The sequence below is a fragment of the Chryseobacterium indologenes genome, from assembly GCF_001295265.1.
Lineage (GTDB): Bacteria > Bacteroidota > Bacteroidia > Flavobacteriales > Weeksellaceae > Chryseobacterium > Chryseobacterium indologenes_A.
In genome coordinates this window covers 656,585-681,046 of sequence record NZ_LJOD01000001.1, presented here as the reverse complement: position 1 = coordinate 681,046, position 24,462 = coordinate 656,585, and the positions used below count along the sequence as shown (strand labels likewise).

22 protein-coding genes are annotated in these 24,462 nt (G+C 36.3%); 9 read left to right on the top strand and 13 right to left on the bottom strand.

Annotated elements, in window-relative coordinates; all coding sequences use genetic code 11:
* Positions 1-38 precede the first annotated feature (38 nt).
* The 4 genes from AOB46_RS02990 to AOB46_RS02975 all read right to left on the bottom strand — a co-directional run bounded on the left by AOB46_RS02990 (position 39) and on the right by AOB46_RS02975 (position 4,699).
* Positions 39-1,514 (bottom strand): T9SS type A sorting domain-containing protein, encoded by a 1,476-nt coding sequence (locus AOB46_RS02990; RefSeq protein ID WP_082377002.1) that lies wholly within the window; start codon positions 1,512-1,514, stop codon positions 39-41.
* A gap of 122 nt (positions 1,515-1,636) precedes the next feature.
* Positions 1,637-2,101 carry a hypothetical protein gene (locus tag AOB46_RS02985; RefSeq protein ID WP_062696544.1) on the bottom strand — a complete coding sequence of 155 codons (465 nt, stop codon included), beginning with the start codon at positions 2,099-2,101 and terminating at the stop codon, positions 1,637-1,639.
* Between the two features lie 57 nt (positions 2,102-2,158).
* Complete coding sequence (locus AOB46_RS02980) at positions 2,159-3,745, bottom strand: patatin-like phospholipase family protein (RefSeq protein ID WP_062696543.1); 1,587 nt, start codon at positions 3,743-3,745, stop codon at positions 2,159-2,161.
* 54 nt (positions 3,746-3,799) lie between these two features.
* The gene (locus AOB46_RS02975; RefSeq protein ID WP_062696542.1) at positions 3,800-4,699 is read right to left on the bottom strand and encodes a CorA family divalent cation transporter; all 900 of its coding nucleotides are present in this window, start codon (positions 4,697-4,699) and stop codon (positions 3,800-3,802) included.
* Between the two features lie 72 nt (positions 4,700-4,771).
* Between AOB46_RS02975 and AOB46_RS02970 the strand changes: the two genes are divergently transcribed.
* Entirely contained in the window at positions 4,772-5,794 is a 1,023-nt protein-coding gene (locus AOB46_RS02970) for a 3-oxoacyl-ACP synthase III family protein (RefSeq protein ID WP_062696541.1), read from the top strand.
* A gap of 91 nt (positions 5,795-5,885) precedes the next feature.
* On the opposite strand, the gene AOB46_RS02965 is transcribed toward AOB46_RS02970, so the two are convergent.
* A complete protein-coding gene (locus AOB46_RS02965) occupies positions 5,886-7,046 on the bottom strand; it encodes a thioredoxin family protein (RefSeq protein ID WP_062696540.1) in 1,161 nt (386 codons plus the stop codon).
* Positions 7,047-7,365: 319 nt separating this feature from the next.
* Between AOB46_RS02965 and AOB46_RS02960 the strand changes: the two genes are divergently transcribed.
* On the top strand, positions 7,366-8,967 hold the full coding sequence (locus AOB46_RS02960; protein WP_157845031.1) for an AraC family transcriptional regulator: 1,602 nt from the start codon (positions 7,366-7,368) through the stop codon (positions 8,965-8,967).
* A 331-nt stretch (positions 8,968-9,298) separates the two neighbouring features.
* Here AOB46_RS02960 and AOB46_RS02955 read toward each other — a convergent pair whose 3' ends face one another.
* Positions 9,299-9,508, bottom strand: a complete 210-nt coding sequence (locus AOB46_RS02955; RefSeq protein WP_062696538.1) for a hypothetical protein — start codon at positions 9,506-9,508, stop codon at positions 9,299-9,301.
* Between the two features lie 237 nt (positions 9,509-9,745).
* On the opposite strand from AOB46_RS02955, the gene AOB46_RS02950 reads away from it, so the two are divergent.
* Positions 9,746-10,618 carry a TraB/GumN family protein gene (locus tag AOB46_RS02950; protein ID WP_062696537.1) on the top strand — a complete coding sequence of 291 codons (873 nt, stop codon included), beginning with the start codon at positions 9,746-9,748 and terminating at the stop codon, positions 10,616-10,618.
* 56 nt (positions 10,619-10,674) lie between these two features.
* Here the strand turns inward: AOB46_RS02950 and AOB46_RS02945 are convergent, their stop codons facing one another.
* The 5 genes from AOB46_RS02945 to AOB46_RS02930 form a co-directional block, all read right to left on the bottom strand.
* Complete coding sequence (locus AOB46_RS02945) at positions 10,675-10,890, bottom strand: hypothetical protein (RefSeq protein ID WP_062696536.1); 216 nt, start codon at positions 10,888-10,890, stop codon at positions 10,675-10,677.
* Between the two features lie 250 nt (positions 10,891-11,140).
* Entirely contained in the window at positions 11,141-12,766 is a 1,626-nt protein-coding gene (gene pruA, locus AOB46_RS02940) for an L-glutamate gamma-semialdehyde dehydrogenase (protein ID WP_062696535.1), read from the bottom strand.
* Between the two features lie 262 nt (positions 12,767-13,028).
* Complete coding sequence (locus tag AOB46_RS02935) at positions 13,029-13,229, bottom strand: hypothetical protein (RefSeq protein ID WP_062696534.1); 201 nt, start codon at positions 13,227-13,229, stop codon at positions 13,029-13,031.
* Between the two features lie 9 nt (positions 13,230-13,238).
* Positions 13,239-13,406, bottom strand: coding sequence for a phosphatidate cytidylyltransferase (locus AOB46_RS22855; protein WP_082377001.1), 168 nt, complete (start codon positions 13,404-13,406; stop codon positions 13,239-13,241).
* A gap of 21 nt (positions 13,407-13,427) precedes the next feature.
* A complete protein-coding gene (locus tag AOB46_RS02930) occupies positions 13,428-13,865 on the bottom strand; it encodes a DUF6526 family protein (protein ID WP_062696798.1) in 438 nt (145 codons plus the stop codon).
* Positions 13,866-14,166: 301 nt separating this feature from the next.
* Between AOB46_RS02930 and AOB46_RS02925 the strand changes: the two genes are divergently transcribed.
* The 6 genes from AOB46_RS02925 to AOB46_RS02900 all read left to right on the top strand — a co-directional run bounded on the left by AOB46_RS02925 (position 14,167) and on the right by AOB46_RS02900 (position 20,961).
* Positions 14,167-15,936, top strand: a complete 1,770-nt coding sequence (locus AOB46_RS02925) for an aminopeptidase P family protein (RefSeq protein WP_062696533.1) — start codon at positions 14,167-14,169, stop codon at positions 15,934-15,936.
* A gap of 437 nt (positions 15,937-16,373) precedes the next feature.
* The gene (gene mnmE, locus AOB46_RS02920) at positions 16,374-17,759 is read left to right on the top strand and encodes a tRNA uridine-5-carboxymethylaminomethyl(34) synthesis GTPase MnmE (protein WP_062696532.1); all 1,386 of its coding nucleotides are present in this window, start codon (positions 16,374-16,376) and stop codon (positions 17,757-17,759) included.
* 804 nt (positions 17,760-18,563) lie between these two features.
* Positions 18,564-18,878, top strand: a complete 315-nt coding sequence (locus AOB46_RS02915; RefSeq protein WP_131724308.1) for a hypothetical protein — start codon at positions 18,564-18,566, stop codon at positions 18,876-18,878.
* 119 nt (positions 18,879-18,997) lie between these two features.
* Entirely contained in the window at positions 18,998-19,279 is a 282-nt protein-coding gene (locus tag AOB46_RS02910) for a hypothetical protein (RefSeq protein WP_062696530.1), read from the top strand.
* A gap of 119 nt (positions 19,280-19,398) precedes the next feature.
* Positions 19,399-19,779, top strand: a complete 381-nt coding sequence (locus AOB46_RS24025) for a helix-turn-helix transcriptional regulator (RefSeq protein WP_062696529.1) — start codon at positions 19,399-19,401, stop codon at positions 19,777-19,779.
* Between the two features lie 75 nt (positions 19,780-19,854).
* Entirely contained in the window at positions 19,855-20,961 is a 1,107-nt protein-coding gene (locus AOB46_RS02900) for a site-specific integrase (protein ID WP_062696528.1), read from the top strand.
* A gap of 678 nt (positions 20,962-21,639) precedes the next feature.
* Here AOB46_RS02900 and AOB46_RS02895 read toward each other — a convergent pair.
* Positions 21,640-22,524 carry a hypothetical protein gene (locus tag AOB46_RS02895; protein ID WP_062696527.1) on the bottom strand — a complete coding sequence of 295 codons (885 nt, stop codon included), beginning with the start codon at positions 22,522-22,524 and terminating at the stop codon, positions 21,640-21,642.
* Complete coding sequence (locus AOB46_RS02890; protein ID WP_062696526.1) at positions 22,524-24,251, bottom strand: caspase family protein; 1,728 nt, start codon at positions 24,249-24,251, stop codon at positions 22,524-22,526. Before AOB46_RS02890 ends, AOB46_RS02895 begins: the two co-directional genes overlap by 1 nt.
* Positions 24,252-24,462 lie beyond the last annotated feature (211 nt).

Below are 24,462 nucleotides of genomic sequence, written 5' to 3'. Positions count from 1 at the left end.
ATAAACTCTTCCATACTGTATTTATCTGTTATTGAGGACTATTTCTTAATGATCTTTGAGCTTATCAGTGTGCTGTTCTTTGAATAAACTTTAACCATATAAGTTCCTGAAGTAAGAAATCCTAAATGCAGATCAATAGCCTGTTTTCGTGAAAAGTTTTCGGTAAATATTTTTTTTCCTGAAAGATCAAATACTTCTGCGGTTAGCTGTTCATACAGTTTTCCCAGCTGGATGGAAACAGAATGGGAAAAAGGATTGGGATATAGCTGAAATGAAGTCCCGGGTTCAGCTTCATGAACAGACAGGGTAGGATCTTTAAACACATATACGGAGCCCGCTGTGGATATATAATTCATTCCCGCAGGATCCAGAGCATGATGAGGAGCCCCTGCTGCAATCATTCCGTTGCTGATACTTACTCCCCGGCCAAAATTATCAAAAGAAGAAGGATTGGAATGGTAGATCTTTTGGGTGAGTGCCCATTCATTATCTGTCTTAGGTTTATAAATGAAGACACTTCCGCTATTAATGGTCCCGTTCATAGAGCTGGGAGCTCCTATAGCCAGGGTATTGTTTTCAATAGAAACCGAAGTCCCGAAAAAAGAAGTGTTGTCATCATTAATGGTTTGTTTATATTCATAGCTGTCCGATGTAGAATTGTACTTGTAAACAGCAACAAATAAACCCGAATAGGCTGTTACTAAAAGATAATCATCTTTTGCATAAACATTAGATCCAAATTCAGTTTCTCCCGCCACAGGAGAATCAATGGTCTGTTTGATTTCCCAGATTCCGGCTGCATTTTTACCGTAAATATTAACCTGACCGGCATTAGGAGTACCATTAACCTCTGCATTTCGTTTTCCTGTAAATATCTTGTTCCCTTTTATAAAGACTGTGGGATTATTGATACTTCCGTTGTTTGAAAAAGGAAGACTTTGCGTCAGCTCAAATTGCTGTGTGGTGTTGCTAAATTCAAAAATCGAAACATCAGATTGAAGAGATCCAACAGCCAGAACTCCTGACTCTGCAGACAGACTTGATCCGAATCCTCCTTCAGTAGTGGCTGCGGGCGGGTCAATTTTCTGAAGTTGAATCCAGTTTCCGGCATTGTTTTTACTGAAACGATACACTGCTCCCTGATTAGTAAATAGGTTTCCGTCTTTATAAGGAGCACTGATAAAAAGATCATTATTGTCTACGGCAAATTTTTTTCCGAATCCGTCAACCATAGCCCGGTCATTGGGAACAATCTTAGCTTTCTGTATCCATGTATTATTTTCGAGCTCAAATACATACAGGCTGCCTGCCTGAAATATAGAGTTCTGCCCGTTGGAATCGGTATTATTTCCCGTAGCACTGGAATACAGAACATTATTTTTAAGTAGAATATCAAAGCCAAAAACCGCGGCTACATTTCTTTCAGACTGTGCTATTTTCCAGGTTTGTATCCAGCCTTGTGAGTAAACGGCCATACATGATACAGTACACAAAAAAGTAAATATATTTTTCATAAATATTAGTTTTGAAAGTTGGGCTTTTGCGAATTATAGGTGAAATTACAAAATATAAATATAACTTTTTATTAAAAATAAATTCATTTTCAATTAGTTAATAGTATAAAATAATGTTGATGTTATTTCTTATTAAAGTAATCTAAATCCATTGCCTGCTCCTGGAAATAATCTTTAAACCGATCAGAAAGGGTTTTATCTTTAAACTTTACGATGGTATAGCCACTATCAAAAGCTATAATTTCTAAAATGCTTTCTTCCATTGAAAAATGATTGCTTTTCCAGACATCAGGATCTTCAGCAGATAATCGGGAAATATACAGTGAATCCGGTTCAATAGCAGAAGGTACAGCTGCAATGATTCCCCAGATGATCTGAGTATTGCTGTTATAAATCTGCTCAAACTGTCCGTGGTTCAAAATAAAAAAATCATGGTCAAAGGTAATAGGAATGATATCGTCAGACACGAAATCAGGATCAGTAAGAATCCAGTTGTAGGCGGTAAGATCTTCCCAGACAGGCTTTAAAACTTCCTGAAGGTTGGTATGAAATTTCACCTTTTTAGTGCTTCTGATCATCCAGTTCATGTATTCTGATTATTGAAATTTCTTCAGAGTTTAATAATTGAAAATACTCAAAATTCCTTACCCCACCGTTGGAGTATCTTCTTCCTTCAGGATTTTTTTGTCTTTCATTGAAAGCATCATTCTTTCATATTTGTACTTTTCCCAGTCGAATTGATTAAGAAAATCTAAAGCCGCCTGAAAACCTCTGTTGAAAAGATCCTCTTTCTCTTCCTTTTTCATAAAGAAATTCAGCCAACTGCTGGTTCCGCAGTTGACAGACTGGATGCTGAACAGACGGTAAAAACTGTGCTTGGTAAGGAAAGATTTATCATTAAACCCTTTTAAAGTGCTGATGATGTTCCCTGCATACGAAAAAGGAGTTTTAAGAATTTCCTCACTGGTTTTCCCTTTCTCTGAAAGAAGGTCAGAATCATTGGTAAGCTGTACTCCGAATAACGGCAATCTGGGATAAAAAACATCATCGGCATGGAAAAGATCGATCGGAAAATTAGAAATACTGCCACCGTCGATAAAAATTCCGGCAGGGTAGATGTCTTCAGGTTTTGTATTCATCCAGAATTTCCAGGCATATTTTACAGAATCTTCATCTTTATTGATTCTTTTCTGAAACGGTTCAAAAAAGAAAGGAACAGACATTGAAGCTCTTACAAATTCAGCAGGGCTGATGTGTTTCAGTTCCTCTTCAGACCAGTATAGATTAGCCATTGTAGGAAGTTCTACTTTTATTTTGGCATTGATGTCTGTAGCAATGACTACATATTCCGACCGGAGTTTATAAAAAGGGTTGTTTTTATAATAATCATTATTGGCAGCACTTTCATAGAAAATTTTATATCGGGTCAGATCAATGTGCTCAATATTTTTATTCTTGATGGCCTCAATACTTTGCAGGGTTTTCTGATAATATTCCTGATTGTTTCCGTAACGGTAGCTAAGGTTCAGATGATGTTCTTTCCGAATAAACTTTTGATTGAGCTGGGCAACTGTTTTGATGCCGAAACCGTCAAGTGCAGCTTTCATAGTATCTAAAAAAATATTTCCGGGATTGAGCCCGCTGTTGGCCTTTCTGAAGTTATTATAAAGCTTTTTAATACAGAAAAAAAGGATGACAGCCGGAATCAGGGGAATTAAGAACATCAGTTTGGCATTCAGAATCGTTTCAGAGGGAACCGCAAAAGGAATGGTGATGAGAAGAATGATGTATGCTATAGCAATAATGATATTGATCTTAAAGAAATTTTTATTGTTCAGCATAGCGTGAATGGTGGTTTTTACGTACGTTTTCCCATCCATAAAATCCGCAAAATTCCAGCTGAATAAAATGTCCTTGATGACTTCGCTTTTGGCCTCTTCTTTTGTTTTGCAGGCTGCAATAAGCATGGTATTGATGGCTCCGGCACTTGTTCCTGCCACTTTCAGAAAACGGACACCAAAAATTTCCAGCCCGTAAAGATAACCGACGAGTGCGCTTCCCCATACACCGCCGCCTTCCTGTACAAATTCCACATACTGGTTTCCGTGAACATCCAGCAGATCAGAAAACTCTTTGGACGAGATGTTCTCATGCAGAGCAATCAGTTTTTCTTTAGATTCCGCGGAAAGAATATCGTCTTTAAGAATTGTATTCAGGTCTTCGGTTTTCATGGTGGATATTTTAGAGTTGGGGGTGTTTATTGGGGGGAGAATATTACAGGCTGGTTACCATTGTTTCCTTCTCGCATAAATAAAGGTGCAAATCACCACCAAAGCCATTACTCCAACGGTTATAAAATAGCCATATTTATGATGAAGTTCCGGCATATTGTCGAAGTTCATTCCATACAGCCCGGCAATAAACGTGATCGGTAAGAAATAAACTGAATAGATGGCCAGTACTTTCATGACCTGATTGGCTTTTTGATCGGAAAGAGCCAGGAACATGGAAATAAGGTTGGTAATCTGAATATTCAGATGGTCAAAATCGGCAACAACATCCTTGTGTTTATCTTTTAAATCAACAATTTCAGAATCCTGCAGGTTTAATAATTTGAATTTATCCACGGCATCTGTGGAAATTACAAGCACCCGCGAATTAAGTCCCGATTTTCTTTTCAGCTTATAAAGCCTCCGGATCTGGTTCGTATGGTTGGTGTTCTTAAGAAAGATCTCGTTCTCAATATTATCCATGGTTTCCAGAAGGCTTACGGATTCATCATCAAAACTTTTCATGATCAGGAGCGCAATCATTAAAGCTACTTTAGAAGGCGAAGCTTCTGCCTGTTGGGCTGAAAGCTGTTTTTTCGTCTCCGAAATGCTTTTCGTCTTCATCCTGTGGATGGTAATAATGGTGTTGTCCAGCAGAAAGATCCCGATCTTGGTACTGATATCACTGATCGTGTTCAGGTTTTTCCTTTCCAGTTCCGTGCTTTCACGCAAAAGAAAGAATTTTACATTTCCGTCTTCTTCATATTTCGGAAGGTGATTAGGATCCATGGTGTCTTCCAGAAGAAGATTGTTGATCTCATATCTTTCGTGAAGAAACTTCAGATCCTCTGCTGTAGGGGCTTCTACATCCACCCATTCGCATTGGGAATCTCTGTATATTGTATCAATTGGCATATAATAAAAATACTAATATTTTGAAATACTATGTGTTAAATAAGTTTATCTTTGCCAAAATTAAAAAACTATATGATTAAAAGTACAATAAAAGGGATCGGATTTTATGTGCCAGATAATGTTGTTACCAATGATGATCTAGCAAAACTAATGACTACCAATGATGAATGGATCACGGAAAGAACAGGAATCAAGGAAAGAAGACACAGGAAAAACAGGAATGACTCTCAGGAAACCAGTGCTTATTTAGGTTTCAAAGCTTCCGAAAAAGCGATTAAAAAAGCCGGGTTAACAGCTCAGGATATTGATTATATTATTTTTGCAACCCTTTCACCGGATTATTATTTCCCTGGATGCGGAGTATTGCTTCAGGAAATGCTTGGATGCGGAACAATTGGTGCTTTAGACGTAAGAAACCAATGCTCAGGGTTTGTCTATGCGATGAGTGTTGCCAATGCCTTCATTAAATCGGGGACCTATAAAAATATTCTGGTTGTAGGTGCAGAAATTCATTCTTTCGGACTTGATTTTTCTGATGAGGGAAGAGGAGTTTCCGTAATTTTCGGAGATGGGGCAGGAGCTATTGTGCTTTCCGCTACAGAAGACGAAAATGCAGGAGATATTTTAGCTGTAAATATGCATTCTGAAGGAAAATATGCAGATGAATTATGCACCCAGTTCCCCGGGTCTAAATTCGGATGGAGCGACAGGATGAGGAAAGAACCGGAAAACGTGACGAATAAAGAAGTCTACCCAATCATGAACGGAAACTTCGTATTCAAACATGCTGTAACAAGATTCCCGGAAACTATGCAGGAAGCTTTGGATAAGGCAGGGAAAAAGATTGAAGATCTGGATATGTTCATTCCGCATCAGGCCAATCTTAGAATTGCCCAGTTTGTACAGCAGAAATTCGGACTTCCGGATGAAAAAATCCATAATAATATTCAGAAATATGGAAACACAACAGCTGCATCTATCCCTATTGCTTTAAGTGAAGCCATTGAAGAAGGAAAAATAAAAAGAGGAGATCTTGTTCTTCTTTCAGCATTCGGAAGCGGATTTACCTGGGGAAGTGTTTTGTTTGAATATTAAAAAACGAAAAGACAGACAAAAATAAAATTTGCCTGTTAAGAATAAAAAAGCCCCGCAGAGAATTTTCTGCGGGGCTTTTAAATGGTATTGATTAAAGACTTTTCAGTAATTTTTCAGTGTCTGTTGAGTCTTCTCCTGCAGCTTTAGCCAGCTGGATTGCTTTTTCTGCCCAGATTTTTGCATTCTTTTTATCTCCAATCTTGTTATAAAGATTCGCTAATGTATCTGTATTGGCATATTCTTCTTTTTTCTTTACCGACTCCTGAGCCCATACGATGGCCTGCTGTAAAGAAGGCTTACTGTTAACATTCTCAAAGAAATTCCATGCTATGGAGTTTAATTCCTGATAGCTTGCTTTACTGATGTCCTGATACAGTTCAAGGGTCAGTTTTTCGTAAGCCGGAATATCTTTATCTTTTAAAGCTCTGGAAGCTTTTGCTCTTTTCAGCGTTTTTTCAGCTTCTTCTTTGGTCATGAACTTTTCAGTTTCTGTAATGAAATAACTGTCATTCCATGTTTTGGTATCTGCATTATATGCCTTTTTAGCAATAGTGTTCAGTTTGATGCTCTTGTCGAACCTGTCATATTGACTTTCAGGAACGATTTTGAGGATATCAGCTTTTTTAGACTGGAAAATCTTGTATACAGGGCTTTCTGTACTCTGAAGGCCGGAAAGAAGCATCTGCACATCTTCCTGGTCTAAAGTTGTTTTCTGCTGGAAATAACGGTCCAGTACTTTGCCGGCAAAATCTGCATCATTGTAGATGGTAAGTCCGGCAAGGTTTTTAAGGAATTCAGGATCCTTTTCTCCTTTTTCAAACTTCTGCTTCAATGAAGTCAGTCTTTTATTAGGATCCTCTGCATCTTTAGCAAACTGGATGAAGTCTTTTTCTTCCACATACCCTAAAGTTCTGTGTACCTCTTCACCATCACCATTAATGAAAAGATACGTTGGAAATGCCTTTACATTGTATTTTTTTGCCAGGCCAATTCCTTCTCCCTTTTCCATGTCAATCTTTGCATTTACAAAGTGAGAATTATAATAATCTCCTACCGTCTGAAGCGGGAAGATATTTTTCACCATCAGTTTGCATGGTCCGCACCATGACGCGTAAGCATCAACAAATACCAGTTTGTTTTCTTTTTTGGCTTTTGCCAGAATCGCAGCGAAATTGCTGTCTTCAAATTTAATTCCCTGTGCCCAGGATAAAACTCCTATAAATAAAGAGGAAAGTATTGCTATTTTTTTCATAAAACTTTTTATTGTTTACAAATGTAATAATTATGATAACATATCAGTCGATGCAAATTGAAAATAGTTACGAAAATTTTATTTACAATATTGTTGTGATTTATTTAGAAAATTTAACGCATATTTTGATAGTATTGTTATTAAAATAAATTTAATTTACATTTTTAGTTAAAAAAATAAATAATAAGATAATGTTTCATTGAAAAATAAAATATTAGTAGCTTTGTAAAAAACAAAAAGACACTCCATGAAAATGATGAATTATTATACAATCTACATAATAATTTATTCTTTTATGTCCAGAAGTCTGTTGAAATTTTTGTTTTTATTTATAACTGCTGTACCTGTTCTGGCCCAGAAAAAGTACAGTTTCGATCAGATCTGTGAAAGAACTTCTGTTCAGGTTGCTCCAAAAGATATTCCCCAGGCTCTGAAAAAGGCAGATTCCCTATATATGTCTGCACATGAACCTCTGGAAAAGGTTAAGAGTCTTATACTTGCTGCGGAGCTTTATCATTTTGCCGGAGAATTTAAGAAAGCACTATGTTATGGTGAAAACGCCCATTCCCTGCTGAACCAGATCAGAGATGCAGAATGGGTCACCAGGGTTAATGAATTTCTTGCCAAAGAATACCGTTTGGTAGGCTTACATGAAAGATCAAAGAAATATACCCTTCTGGGATTAAAATCTGCCGGACAGATCAGTGATCCAGGTAAAAGAAGTGAAGCAGCAGGATTGCTGAATCAGGAGCTGGCTTATTACGAAATGGATTCAGGAAATTTTCCCAATGCTGTTCCTTATATTGAACGCTCACTGAAAGAATTTGAAAAAATTGATATAGGATATAATGAAAGGCCCAAGGCGGCTTCTCTTCAGATGCTGGGCTATGTTTATTTCAGGCTTGAAAATTATGAGCTTTCAGAAACCTATTATCATGAGGCAGAATCACTGCTGAAAGAAGACTGCTGCATTCTGGGACTAGTTTATAATGGCCTTGGAGGGATTTGCCTGAAACAGAAAAACTGGAATGAAGCTGAGGTGTATCTTAAAAAAGCTGAAAAAATTGCCGACAGCTCCCAGAGCCTTAAGCTGAAAAAAGCAGTTTACTCCAATATTAATGATTATTATGAAGGAATAGGGGATAATTTTAAAGCTTCATTGTATGCCGTAAAGTATGTAAGAGCTTATGAAGATATGAATGCCCGGAGTCGTGAGATCACCGGTGCAGTTGTTGAGAATAGACCGAAACTTTATAAAAAAAATGTAGAGGTCAGTATCATTAAAAATGCAGCAATTATTGTATTGTTTACCTCTCTGGTAGGTCTTGTCATATTCTTCAGGGTCAAACAGAAAAAGCAACGGTCAAAGTTAAGAAACATTATAAGGACGCAGATACAGCTGATTACCAGTCAGGATGAAACTCTACAGGAAAAGTCGTCCGGAGGTTTAGAATTCTCCAATATTTCAGTTGAAGAAGTAGATGATAAAGATAACGAAATTAATAAGAAAAAAAACGAACCCCTCATGACTCAGGAAACAGAGACCAAGCTTCTGGAACTTCTGGAAGATTTTGAAAAGGGAGAATTGTATAACAACAAAAACATGTCACTATCATTTCTGGCCGCTGAGCTCAATACCAATACAAAGTATCTTTCTTATGTGATTAACCAGCATAAAAATGCAGACTTTAAAACTTATGTCAATCGTTTGAGAATTAATTATATTGTAGATAAGCTGATTAATGATGATCGGTACAGACAGTATAAGATCAGTATTCTTGCAGATGAGTGCGGTTTTTCTTCGCACAGTAAATTTGCATCAGTCTTTAAAGCAGTTACAGATTATTCTCCTTCGGCTTACATTAAACATCTTGATGCAGAAACGCAGCCGGATAATACCCATTTTCGTGAAAACAATTAAAATACAGCCTGTTTTAAGCATTCTGTCTTTTCATTTTCATGAAAACTGATAACCTATTGTTTTATGTAAGCTGTTCACTGCTATATCTTTGCGCCAGCTTTATACGGAAGATTTTTGTTTTTAAAATACCGGCATATTTAATTAAAATCAGGTAAAGTTTACTTCAATTTCAGACTTTATCCGGCCCTTAATTTTAGTAGAAACAGATTTTTACTGATGGGTAAACACAATTAGAATTTATATATCATACAATCGGGGTTGATTGCCCGGTTTTTTTCAGTCAAGTTTTTTTAAGTGCAAATCCGCGGCATTGCCGCGGATTTGTTTTGTATTATTTAGCTTTTGAACTATCAGGTTTTACTTTTGCAGAATCTTTAGAAATTACAGCAGGTTCAGAATGGGAAACAGCAGTAGATCCCATATTGTTTCTCATAAAATCTTTATCGTGAGCTTCCTTGAATTCTTCTCTTTTTTCTTTATTCTGAGCACAACTTACCAGAAAGATCAATCCCAAAGCTGTTCCTATCAATGTTTTTTTCATATTCTATTATTTTGATGTTTGGTGTAATCAAATATAAAAAAATAATAAGATTTTTATAACAACCTGTTATGGATTTTGTGAAAAATTAATTCTAATGTAATAGATAGTTTCTTTGTCTGCCTGGTCTATAGGCCGGTTAAAAATCAATAAAGAAGACCGTTGCTCCTTCAATGTTTACATTTTTACAATTTTCTGCTTGTACAGCCCCTTATTTTTGAGTAATAAACATAGACAATTATGAAAAATAATGTATTTAAAAGCCTGATTATGCTGTTTGTAGTGGTGGCAGCATTTAGTTCTGCACAGGAAACCTATCTATGGAAAATCACTTCAAAGAACGGAAAACATATTTCTTATTTCTTTGGAACCATGCACATGGCCGGTGAATCATTTTATCATAAGTATCCGGTTATTAATACTTCTCTTTTGTCCTGTGATATGGTGATAACAGAAACGGAAACAAAAAGAGATAAAGTTATTGATGAATTCAACACCCGGGAAGACTCCAATGATCTTGAAGCTAAACTGTCGCCGGAGGAGTATGCAAGACTGAAATCTGTTTTTAAAAACACAGGAATAAACATCAAAAAGCTGCGCCGGGATGAAATTGTAAAAATGCTGCAGCTGAGAATCTGGAAATCCGGATGTACGGGTTCTGATAAATATATGCTGGACAGCTACATTCAAAAACAAGGCGAAGAGAACGGTAAGGAGATGGCGTATCTTGAAACTTCAGAAATGCAGCAGAATTATATAGAAGAATCGAAAATATCAGGATACAAATCCGGAACAGCGGTGATAAAAGGAACCTTAAAAAGATATGAAAAGGCTATGGCATCCAATGATAATAAATGCAGGGGAATGCAGAATGACTACTTTGAGCTGAAGGACCGCTATATCTTTAATAAATCCTGTGAAAGCCTTAACAAAAGGGACCAGATCCTTGTTACCCAAAGAAATGGTAAGTGGATGAAGATTCTTCCCGGGCTGATAGAGAAAAAGAATATTTTTGTAGCAGTGGGGCTGGGGCATTTCTCCTACAGCTGCGGACTGATAGAGCAGTTTAAAAGCTTAGGATATTCCGTAGAACCGGTTGCTATGAAGTCATAAAAAAATCCACAGCGCTTTCATCTGTGGATTTTCCATTTTAAATTAAACATGATATATTATTTAGCCGGTGGAGCCGTTGCCGCCGAATCCATTTTCTTCCTGATGGTATCAGGAGTAGTCGTTTTCATAGTGTCAGTTGTAGAAGGTGGTACGGTTTTCATACGGTCTACTGCAGCCGAGTCAGAATTTTTAGGTGACATCGTGGATTCTTTGGTTCCGCAGCTCACGGCCAATATTCCTGAGCCTATAGCTGCTAACAGTAACTTTTTCATATTATTTTATTTGGGGTGTGTTCATAAAAGTCCAATAACCGTTCCTAAGCCTATACTGGAAATATTAAAACATCAATAAAGTTTGTTAAAAGGTGTTAGATTTCAGGGAATTTAAGCTGTAAAGTGAAAAAATTGAACCTTATCCCTTTTAACTCATTCCTTATGACCCCATCAAAAAAGCCCCAAAACTGAAGTTCCGGGGCTGTATAATAAAAACAGGCAGTAATTACTTATTGCCCATTACTCGTGATTAGCCTAAATATGGATATTTATAATCTTTTGGAGAAACAAAAGTTTCCTTGATGCTTCTTACCGAGGTCCATCTTAGAAGATTCATTTTAGAACCTGCTTTATCGTTGGTTCCTGAAGCTCTTCCTCCGCCGAAAGGCTGCTGGCCTACAACCGCACCAGTTGGTTTATCGTTGATATAGAAGTTTCCAGAAGCATTTTCCAAAGCTTTGAAAGCCTCATTGATTGCATAACGGTCCTGTGCAAAAACAGATCCGGTTAATGAATAAGGAGAAGAAGAATCAACTAATTTTAGCGTCTCTTTCCAGTCCTGATCTTCATAAACGAATACAGACAGGATTGGGCCGAAGATTTCCTCAACCATACTTTCGTACTGAGGATTGGTAGTTTCAATTACTGTAGGGTGCACAAACCATCCTTTAGAATCATCACATGTTCCGCCAATGGCTATAGTAGCTTCACCGGAGGCATTAGCTCTGTCTATATATCCTTTACATTTATCGAAAGAATTTTTGTCGATGACAGCGTTCACAAAGTTAGAAGGATCTTCAGGAGAACCGATTTTGATTGTGCTCATCTGAGCTTCCATTACTTTTTTCACATCAGCCCAAAGAGATTTAGGTACATACGCTCTTGAAGCCGCAGAACATTTTTGTCCCTGATATTCGAAAGCTCCTCTTACTAAAGCAGTTGCTACTGCTTCAACGTTAGCAGACGGGTGAGCAATGACAAAGTCTTTACCACCGGTTTCTCCAACAATTCTCGGATATGTTCTGTAGTTGTGAATATTGTCACCGATCATTTTCCACATTCCCTGGAAAACTTTCGTAGAACCTGTGAAGTGAAGACCTGCAAAGTCCGGGTGTGCCAATACTTTTTCAGCAGTTTCTTTTCCGTCCGTGAAAATCATGTTGATTACCCCTGCAGGAAGGCCCGCTTCAGTTAATACATCCATGATTACTTTCGCAGAATATACCTGCTTGTCAGAAGGCTTCCAAACCACAACATTTCCAAGCATAGCCATACACGTAGGAAGATTTCCGGAGATCGCTGTAAAGTTGAATGGAGTTACCGCAAAACAGAACCCTTCAAGCGGTCTGTACTCTACACGGTTCCAGATGCCATTGTCAGAAACAGGCTGCTCAGCATACATTTCAGTCATAAATTCTACATTGAATCTTAAGAAATCAATGAATTCACATGCAGAATCAATTTCAGCCTGATGTACATTTTTAGACTGTCCGATCATCGTTGCTGCATTAATAACATCTCTGTAAGGTCCGGCCAAAAGATCAGCTGCCTTTAAGAAGATCGCTGCACGCTGTTCCCATCCTAACTCATTCCATTGTTGCTTAGCTGCCAATGCCGCGTTAATAGCGTCATCCACATGCTGCATACCACCTTTGTAGTAAAATCCGAAGTCATGCGCATGATCCTGTGGAGACTGAAGCTGTACTTTCTCATCAGTTTTTACTTCCTTCCCGTTGATGATCATTGGAATTTCTGTCTTTTCCGCCCACATCTTTTTGTAAGTGGCAATAAGGCTTTTAACTTCCGGAGAGCCCGGGACATAAGAATTTACCGGCTCATTTACCGCTAATGGTACTTGCGAAATTGCTTTTGACATAGTATATCGTATTATTTTAAATTAAAAATATGTTGGTATACAAATTTACAATAATTAACGCTAAAGAAAAAATACACTTTATTTTTATAGAGTCAGGAATATGAATGCCTGATCCTTAGAAAATATCATTTTTCCGGACAGATAATAGAAGTGTTTCTGTGTTTTTTGCCCAATCTTTTAAAATGGAGGTAAGAATGTATCGGATTTTAATACTTATATAAATATGAACACCGCAAAGCTTGTCATAGTTGATAAATAATGCTTATGAGTTGTATTTAAGGTGTTCGTCTTTGAAGTAAGAGTATTTCTTTCCGGTTTTCTTACGGGTAATTCCGGCGGTTTCTGCATCGGTGGTATATACAAGGTGTACCGCCTTTGCAGAAGCTTCCGGATCATTCATAATTTTTACAATTTTTGAAGGCTTAAGGTGAGAAATGATCTCTGTATCTGCATTCTTCTCCATAAAAAATGGTTAAGAGTTTTTACCCCTCGAAAAGATCAGTAAAAGAATAACTACAATGGCGCAGACCAAGATAATTCCCCACCACATTCCGGCCTTAAAAATTGTTTCTACTGCTTCACAGCTCGTAAGTGTTAACAAGCTGAGTATCGTCATACTGTATAAGCTCAACTTTTTCATGATGTATATATTTTGGATGTGTTAAATTCTGTGTAGATCAGGTCTCCAGTTTTTGATTGATTTTTTGATCTCATTCCCGGATATGTTTTCCTGAACAGCCCGGTTCAGAAGTTCTTTGAATTCTTCATCATAAGCAAATCTCAGGGCGGCAATCTGATCAAATCTCAGTTTTTCAGCAATTTCATCAGATCTTTTACCGAAGATCTCAAAATACCGCTGCTTAAATTCAAGCCTTACCATACGATTTTGAAGCCCCAAAGCATAATGCTGTCTGAGCATGATAGCCAGATAGAAAAGCAGAAAGATGACAACGGAGAATAAAATCCAGATGAGCCTGTTTTCAGGATCATCCCATATTTTATAAATTCCAAAGGCTTCAAGAAAGATAAGCAAAGGAAGATACACAAAGTGATGCGGCGGATAAAATTTCCTGTGATTCTTGTAATTCTGTATTTTCATATTGTAGATGTAGCAATAATCTTTCCAAAATTTTACGGTATTGGTAATAAAATTAATTTTGTGGTATCTTAAAATATGGGGTATTTCAAAATATGCTTGCAAATTTTATAGGTTTACAAAACCTCTGAGGTTAAATTTCAGATGGCATTGATAAAATGAACGAGAGAAAAACACAAAGATCTGTGGTTTTTTTAACCACAACAGTCACAACAGATTTTAGCTTTATCCCCGAAAGTTCACAAAAGTTTACATTTTTAGAGCTTAAATTTTTCGTAACTTTCGGTGTTTAAAAAAGAAAAGAATGACTTCAAAGGAAAAAGTTGCTGCACTTCGGCAGGAAATGCAGAAAAATAATGTTGATGCATTTATAGTATATTCTGCAGATCCTCATATGAGTGAATATCTGCCTGAAGAATGGCAGGAAAGAGCATGGCTGTCAGGGTTTTTAGGTTCTGCCGGTTTTGTGGTGGTAACAAAAGATAAAGCAGGTCTCTGGACAGACGGAAGGTATTTTACGCAGGCTGCCCTTGAACTGAAGGACTCAGGAATAGATCTTTTCAAAGATGGAATGGAAGGAACTCCTAATTATATCGACTGGATTATTTCCGAAATTCCGGCCGGCGGTAAAGTGGCGGTTAATGCTCAGGCAGCTTCACATGCTAACTGGGAACTGCTTTCACAAAAACTGCAATCCAAAAAACTGATTCTGGAAGACCTTCCGCTTTTAAAAGAGATCTGGAAAGACAGGGGAACCCCTTCGAAGAACCCTATTTTTGTACATCCGGTAGAAAGAGCCGGAAAATCTGTTACCGATAAACTTGGAGCCATCCGTCAGAAAATGGAAGAGCAGGAAGCAACCGTTCATGTGATTTCAAGCCTTGACGATGTTGCCTGGACCCTGAATTTAAGAGGAAGCGATGTAGAAAGCAACCCTGTATTTTTAGGATATATCGTGATTACAAAGAATGATGCAGTTTTGTTTACAGACCTTGAAAAGCTGGAAGTAGAAGCCAGAAAGCAGATGGATGATTCTTTCGTAAAAATGATGCCTTACGAAGAATTTTATAATTATCTGAAAGCTTTTAAAAATGAAAAAGTACTGGTGTCACCTAACAGCAATCAGCAGATCTTTGAGACATTGAAGGCAGACAATCAGTTTATTAAGGCTCCGGTTCCGGGTAACCTTATGAAGGCGCAGAAAAACGAGGCTGAGCTGGAGGGTTTCAGAAAAGTAATGGTAAGAGACGGGGTGGCGATGGTAAAATTTCTTTACTGGCTGACCCATAATGCAGGAAAAGAAGCCATGAACGAATATTCAATCGGTGAAAAGCTGAGAGGTTTCCGTGCAGAAGGAGAGAATTTTGTAGGGGAAAGCTTCGGAAGTATCGTAGGGTATAAAGATAATGGAGCCATCATGCACTATTCTGCAAAAAAAGAAGGCAGCAAAGAAGTAACAAATGATGCGAGCATTCTGGTAGACTCAGGAGGGCAGTATCTGGAAGGAACCACTGATATTACAAGAACCCTGGCTTTAGGAGCAGTTTCTGAAGAGTTTAAGAAAAATTCTACCTTAGTGCTTCAGGGAATGATCCGTTTATCAATGGTGAAATTTCCGAAAGGAACAAAAGGAGTTCACCTTGATGCTGTTGCAAGACTTCCGCTATGGATGGAAGGAAAAGACTTTAACCACGGAACAGGGCATGGAGTGGGAAGCTTTATGAATGTACATGAAGGTCCTCAGAATATCAGAAAAGATCTGAACCCGCAGGATCTTCTGCCGGGAATGGTATGCTCAAACGAACCGGGCTATTACCTGGAAGGAGATTACGGAATCCGTCATGAAAACCTTATCGCCGTAAAAGAAGCGGAGAAAACCATTCACGGAACTTTTTATGAGTTTGAAACCCTGACGTTCTGTCCATTCTTTAAAGATACTATTGTAAAAGAAATCCTTTCAGAAAAAGAAATTGCATGGCTGAATGACTATCACAGAACCTGTGAAGAAAAAATCGGTCCTCATCTTGAAGGAGACGTTAAAGAATGGTTCCTGACTCTGGTTAGTCCGCTTTAAAACTGAGAAGTGAAAGGTAATAATGAATGTAGAACATTAATTAAAGCTTTAAACTCGAACGCCGAACATTATAATTGTTAGATAAAACTATGAAAGTCCTGCAGCTTTTCTGCGGGGCTTTTTTATGACAGGCAACCGTATTTTTACGGATATAATTTTAGGGATTTTCCTGAAGTTTATCTGTCTGAAGGTATCTATCTTTGCTTCAGTAAAAGAAACATCAATCATTTCATATCTTCATATATAACTTTAGTAAATTCAAAAGCAGTAAGCCATTTCGTCCTGAAATGGCTTTTTTGTTAATAAAAAGTTTTTCAATATTTTAATTATTCTTACGCAGGCACAAAAATTTAAAAGTAAAACTCCAATGGAAACAATAGACAATTCAGATAAACTGCTTCAATAGAAATTAACCTGAAAAATCGTAAATTTGCACCATGAATAACGATACGATTTGTGCACTGGCTACAGCCAATGGAGTAGGGGCTTTAGGGATTATCAGAGTTTCCGGGAATGATGCTTTACCGGTCGTTCAGAAGAGTTTTCCGGCTAAGAAACTGGAAAAACAAAAATCCCATACCATTCATTACGGATACTTTATGGATGGTGAAGAGGCAATTGATGAGGTAATGCTGTCTATTTTCCTGGCTCCGAAAAGCTTTACAACAGAAAATTCTGTGGAAATTGCATTTCACGGCTCTCCCCATATCGGAAAACGAATTCTTGAAACCCTGATTAAAAACGGGGCAAGAATGGCCAAAGCTGGTGAATTTACCCTTCGTGCCTTTATAAATGGAAGAATAGATCTTTCACAGGCAGAAGCGATTGCCGATGTAATTGCCTCTGAAAATGAAGCCTCCAGAAAAGTAGCCATCAACCAGCTCAAAGGAGGAATTACCAATGAAATATCGTTATTAAGAACAGACCTTCTGAATTTTGTTTCCCTGATTGAACTGGAACTGGATTTTGCCGAAGAAGATGTGGAATTTGCTGACCGAACAGCTCTTAGCGGACTATTGGATAAAATAGAAATAAAACTAAGCTCTCTTATCGAAAGTTTCCAATACGGAAATGCCATCAAAAACGGAACAGCCGTAGCCATCATCGGAAAACCGAATGCAGGAAAATCTACTCTGCTAAATGCTCTTTTAAAAGAAGAAAGAGCCATTGTAAGCAATATTGCAGGAACAACAAGAGATACCATTGAAGAAGTACTTCATATTAAAGGTCATGCCTTCAGACTGATTGATACAGCCGGACTTCGCGAGACGCTGGATGAAATTGAAGCCATCGGAGTGAAAAAAGCTAAGGAAAAAGTTGAAAATGCCAATATTCTGGTATACCTTGCCGATGCTGCCACAGAAGATTATTCGGAAGATATTGAAATGATACGGTCATTATTGAGAAATGATCTGAAGCTGATTATCTGCGCTACAAAAATTGATGAAGTGCTGCCTCCAAAATATGAATCAGTAGAAAATATTTTCAGGAATGAAATTGCCCACGAGTTCGATTTTATTAAAATATCAGCAGTGGAAAATCAGAATATCCAGGATCTTAAAAATGAATTGTCATCCTATGTAGAGCATTTAAAAACCGAAGAAAATAATGTGGTAATAACCAATCAGCGTCATTTTGAAGCCTTGCAGAAATCAATGGATGCCATACATAAAGTAAAAGAAGCCATTTCTTTCCAGATCTCTACAGAACTGCTTGCTTATGAGCTGAGAAATGCTTTGGAACATCTTGGTGAGATCTCCGGTGAAGTGACAAACGATGAGGTGCTTGGGAATATTTTTTCTAAATTCTGTATCGGGAAATAACATATTTAAACTACTGAAAATCAACAACTTATAATAATCAAGCAAATCCTTTTAAACATCCTATAAATCACTGTATTACAGCATTTTATGTGTTTTTCAAAAGAAAATTAGCACTATAAATCAGTTAAATTTGTCCCCAGTTTTGTCCCCTAGTTCCAAAATAAAAACCGTACGATTTTATTGGTTAATTCACTGCACTTAATATATACTAGCATACTCTAAATGAATTAATTAGTATTTATTTAAAGGTAATTGTTTAGAACTTTTACAGCCTTTTTATAATAGTTCATTTTCATACAAAACGATTTAGATTTAAACAATTTACCATTAGTATAAAGGTTAATTTACTGTACTTAATGAGTCTAATTTCTATATAAATTGATTAACAATTATTAAAGTTAATTTCTAAGATTCTTTTAAGCATTTTATAATCCACTTTTGAGACAACTTAACTGTATTATTTTAGACTTTGGATAATTTATTGCATTCATTTACAAACATTCTATTTTTAGATATACATTCAAGATGCACAACTAGTTAGAATAAAGCAATGAGTACACATATCCACATATTGAAAACATGCGAATATTGTGGATTAGAATTTGCAGCCAAAACCACTGTAACAAGGTTTTGCAGTCAAAGATGTAGGACAAAAATGTATAAGAGATATGATAAAAATTCAGCTCAAACAATAGAAAATAAGAATTTATGCAATTTTAAAATGTACACTTATTCTCCCTTTGATTGCATGACGATAAAAGAAGCTTCCAGTATTATAGGATGCGCCCGAACTACATCTATGATATGATCAAAAAAGGAAAGTTATCTTCTATTAATTTTAGTCAGAGAAAAACCAGAGTTTTTAAGGAAGAGATTGAAAAGTTATTATATCAAAATAAAACAGAAATAGAACCTTTTATATTTAAAGATGAAGATACAAAAATAAAAAACTGTTGGACAATAAATGAGATCATTAACCTATATAAAATCTCTGCCAGTGCCCTTTACAATAAATTGAAAATATATAATATAATTAAAATAAAGAAGGGAAAATCTGTTTATGTATCTAAAGAAATTATACGTAGGTTATTCAATACAGTTATCAAAAATAATAATTAATATAGTTGATTTTATATTATTGAAAGGCCTATAAAAGACAAATTAGGCTTTTCAAAGACATAATTTAAAAATAAACAGAGTTCATAATATTTTTGTAGACAACTCTAAAACAAAATATTATGACACTTATTAAATTACGTAAAAAGCCTGCAGCTAAAAATACTGTTAGACTTTATTTAGATGCCTATCCTCCTATCTATGATCCATTAACTGGAAAATCGCAGCGAAAATTTTATTTAAAACTTTTTCTGTATCGCATACCTAAATCGCAACTTGAAAAAAAACATAATGACCAAACATTGATCATAGCAGAGAATTTAAGAGTAAAAATGATGTTTGAAATATATAACAACAGGATTAGTAAGAAACTACGAATGAGTATATTATCAGGAAATTACTAATCATCTGAGACTTTTCAAGCAATAAGTATCTATTATTACGAATACATACTACAAAATGTTATGGGTTCCCCCCATACTCAATTATTTGGTTAACAACTTTTCATGTTAAAAAAATTGATATGAGTTCTAACATTAAAACCATAAGAATATGCCAGTATTGTGGCAAGGAATTTATCGCAAAAACAACTGTAACGAGATACTGCAGCCATACCTGTAATAAGAAGGCATATAAGACAGCGCTAAAAACAAAAAAGATAGAAGAAAGTAATATCAACATGCAGCTTTTTAAAGAATCCTCTATAGATATTATAAATAGTTCTGCTTTTCTAACTGTTAAAGAATCAGCCTGCTTATTGAAATGCAGTAAGCAAATGATCTATCATCTAGTTAATTCGGGTCGTTTAAAATCAATAAAACTATCAGTAAGAAACACCAGAATTAGTAGAATAGAAATTGACAATCTTTTTAAGATTAGTATTCTAAGAGTCAAAGAGAATTAACAATCGAAATAAATTGTAATTGTAAAATATTTTTTGACTGTTTAAACTATTTATTAATGAGAAAAATAAACGGTGATGACAAGGGTAACACTAAGACAAAAGCCCATAAGTAATGGACAAGAATCTCATTATTTGGATATCTATCCTCCCATAGCACATCCAATAACAGGAGACCTTAAGAGAAAGTACTTTCTACATTTACATAGCTATTTGAATCCCAAGAATAATGTAGAAAAACAACATAATATTGAAACTTTGAAATTGGTGGAATATAGAAAAGCCGAACGTTTAATAGATATTCAAAATAAAAATTATGATTTTTTAATTAAAAAAAGGATAGCTGATTTTACAGAATTCTTTCAAGCTGAAGCAAACAAACGCCCAGATTCATACAATTGGCAAATGGCCGTAAAGTATTTTCAGAAATTTTGTGGAAAAAATTTACCTTTTATTGAGCTCGACTATCCTACATGTGAACAGTTTAGAAATTTTTTATTATCTAATCCATCTATTGGCAGATACGAAAGAAAAATCAGTCTTAATACTGCATCATCTTATTTTGACAAATTTAGAAATACCATTAAGAGTGCTTTTAATAATAAATATATTTTAACAGATTTCAGTACAATGCTCAAAGGAATAAAATTAGAGGAAACTCATCGCTGTTTCCTGTTCTTACATGAGCTACAAAGTATGGCTGATGCAAAATGTGAATCACAATTAGTTAAAAAAGCTGGCTTATTTTCCGCATTAACCGGTTTTCGTTTTTCCGATATTAAAAACCTTGTATGGGGTGACATACAAGGCTCTAAGGGCAGTTTTTACATTATATACAAACAAAGTAAAACTGGAAATGCAGAATACTACCCTATATCAGATAAGACATTAGAAATATTAGGTCTTCCAAAAGATAATAATGAAAAAGTTTTTGAAGGAATTAAGTATGATGATGTTATTAAATTTCTTAAACCATGGCTAAAGAATGCCGGCATCAACAAATACTTTACGTTTCATGGCTTTCGACATACATTTGCTACATTACAGCTTGCATCAGGCACATCCATTTATACAATTTCTAAACTTTTGGGCCATAGAAACCTTAAGACAACAGAAATTTATACTAAAATAATAGATTCCGTTACCAGGGAAGCGTCATTAAAAATTAAGTTAGATTTTTCTTAAAATTTGGAAAATAACAATAATTTTCTTATTGTATTGATACATTAAACTGTAATTCTCAGACAGCGAGGTACAACTACAAGCATATGCAAAATCTATGGTAAAATAAGATATTACTTATTAGCAAATATATTTGACAGAAATAAGCCATCCATTTTTCATCGATAACTATATTATTAGTATTGCCATACTGGAAGGCTTATTTTTTTATCAATATTTAGTATAGGATCCGTCGACCTATGAGCCTGAGAAAACGATCCTGTTCCATCTTTTTGACGGTGCGAATTACTGTCTCTACACGCAGTCTAGTCAGGTTTGCAATCTACTGTCTTATCAGAGGGACGTATGAAAATTTCAAATTATTAATATATGCATGTATTTAAATCAGTTTTACCGCCTAGGTAGGGTGAAAGACCGCAGTACATCTTGATTATATAAAAAACAAATCATAATGGAAACAATAACAGGGATGCAAATTTTATTCCTGATCAGAGAAATGCTTCCTTGATTACAAAGTAGGAAGACAATTTTTGAGGGGTTAAATTACCCTTCAATTTTTAACGTCAATACTATATTGAAACATACTTAGTAAATAGTGTCTTTTTTGCAAATATATCCAAGAAGCCTACTTGAGAAATGTAGTAATAATATCAATGCTTTCCACCTAAAACTGTACAAATTCTATTCATTACACGCCATGATATCAGAAATAGACTTCGCTACAAAAGCATTGCTCAAATAACCTTCTATACCATGTCTATTATCTGTTTTATTGATTACGTCAATATTCAAAATTTCGGGATTTACCTTGAAATGCGCTGCTTCGAGTGCTCGTAATGAAACAATGTCACGTTTATCATATAAATTAGTCCAACTTCCACTAACTACCAGCGGAAAAGTTGGTGATGTGTACAGTTGTCTGATAATAGCCTTCATTCCAAGAGGTGAACCCAAAGTAATCAGGCCACAAATATTGTAATCTTCTTTTTTCAACATATGCAGAACTTCATATGCGATCACAGTCCCTAGTGAATGTGCTATAATAATTGTTGGTTCACTGGTTAAGGCATCGGTGACCAATTTATTGATAACAACTTTTACGTCTGGAACCACAAGGTAAGTCACGACATCATCTGTTTCCTTTAATATGAGGTCATTAGCATATTTTTTTCCGTAACGATCCAGAATCCTTGCTAAAGCAAGAATTATAGGATTATTTTGGAGTCCCCGCTCCTGCGTTTCCATCTTCATTTCCTCTAATATCTGTTTTGGTGTGATACCCGCATTTTCAGCCATATCGTTCAGCAGATCATTGTGAAGGGCCTGTATCTCGTCCAGATCTTCGGCCGAACGCATCTGATATTTTCCACTATGCACATCGTCCTTAAATTGATCCCTTAAAGAAATTAATTCTTTGCCATAATAAGGCATGTGCAGTGTCACACCTTCCGGATATGAAATACCTGCATTTTCAAATGACTTTTTAAGTTCGGTTGTCCATTTATCCAGTAACTCTTCCTGGCTAGAGTGCTCTTGTGCCCTACCGTGTATAAATAAGATACGCATTACAATTGTGTTAGATTATCGTGAATATTTCGAAAGCCTTCCCTGGAAAAAGAGGTCCAAAGACCTGGTTGAAGATATGGAACCAAGTTTTCCAAAGGATTGTAGCCTAATAAGTCAATATAAGACCAGCCCTGGGTTAGTAAAGGGATCTGTATCATGTCATTTTGTTGGGTAGAGGGATATCTATTTGAAAGTCGCTCCAATAAAGAGATATCTCCAAGTATGGATTGGTTATTTTGTTGTAAGAAATCATATAAAGAGTGGACCCCTTCAAAGTCCCCATTTTGAAAATAAGCATATGCTGCAAAAAGTCCTAATGTAGGCTCAAGATGTTTATACTTCCGGTAATAATTCCCACCTTGATTTAACTCATAGGTACTTTGAAAAATCCCTTTTTTGGCTGCCATAATTATATTTGACTTCCTTTCGGCTACCTCATTAGCATAATGCCTAGACTCGTGTTTACCATTTGGATCCGTTGGAAAATAATTGACTGTCAATAATTCATTTTTATGAAAAACAACCTGAGTAAAAAAACCGCGGAGCAATGTTATCGGGTAAAATCTTTTACCTCCATAATTTCCGATAAAATACATCGCGTTTGAACCATGATCAACATCGCTGAAATCAAAAATCTGTGGAGATGAGAAATTCCGCCTTGCGTCATTCCATTGACGATCTTGTTGCCTGCTGCTGAAAACTAGAGGATTTCTCACCCCCTTCACATATAGTCCAGTCTCACCTTGCTGAAATAGTGCATCAGCAGTGAAAAAGTCATAGTCAAGTTTAAAATCCCTTTTTATTTGTTGCATTTCCCTTGCGGAGCTGCCACCTTTAGCACGTAAATAAAAATTCAGCTTTTCAGAAACTACTTCTGTATCAACTGGGATCGGCTCTTGGTCCGTTATCAATGAAAGCCCTGTTTCACCAATAGTTTCGACAAGAACCTGTTCACTAAATTTGGATAAAAAAAGTGGGTCGGACGAAGAAACACTACCAATAGGAAACTGTTTCTTACCCGTTGCCAAATAGATTTCGTCGGGCACTTTCGTTTTCAGATAATCATTGAGTTCATGAGAAAGGACCGCCGGAAATGGAGGATTTAGCCGTTTTATCGGCCTGATAACTTCTGTAACTTCACCATTTAAGCATTTTAGTAAATTATCACTGTAAACACTTCGGTAATTTCCATCTTCATCCATCACATCAATTGACTTAGCTCCTGAATGAGTCGAATAAAATGTGTCTATTTCTGTCCTATTGTTACGAGTTAGATTGGGGAACAATGCACCTGGATCTAATCCTTGTACCGTGGTTGCACTAGAAGCGCTACGGCAGGCGTCAGAAATGAAAACTACGTGCTTAATACCTGACCGGTAAGCCCTCTGCTGGCAAGACAGAACACTAGCGCTTTCTGAAGTATCCCGCAAATAACCGGGAAATAACCAAATATCTTCACCCGCTGCGCGTTCAACCCCATGTCCGGCAAAATAAATTAAAAGCTGATCTGTTCCCTCGTCAATAATAGTGCTAACCGTATTTAGAATGTAAGTTCTTGTACATTCGCCAGATGTACTCTCTCCTCTAGGCTCATCCACAAAAAGTGCGGTAATATATCCTTGTCCCTCTGCCCAGTTTTTCATCTTTATGGCGTAACTTGACGGTGATGCCAGATATGGCATTTCAGGTATTTGATTTATCCCTATTAATATAGCATGTTTGGTCATTAATTGCTAAAAGTTTTATTAACGAAAATACTGATATTTTAGTTACACAACAACCATTTATTCGCTGAACTGAACTCTTAAATGACTATAAAAAAATATTTTTAGTATTCCAATCTTAGTTTTCTATGTTTACACAGCAAAGGCCAAAGCACATTTACCCAAGTAAAATATCCCAACGCGTAAAAGAACTTTAGATCACCATGATATAGCA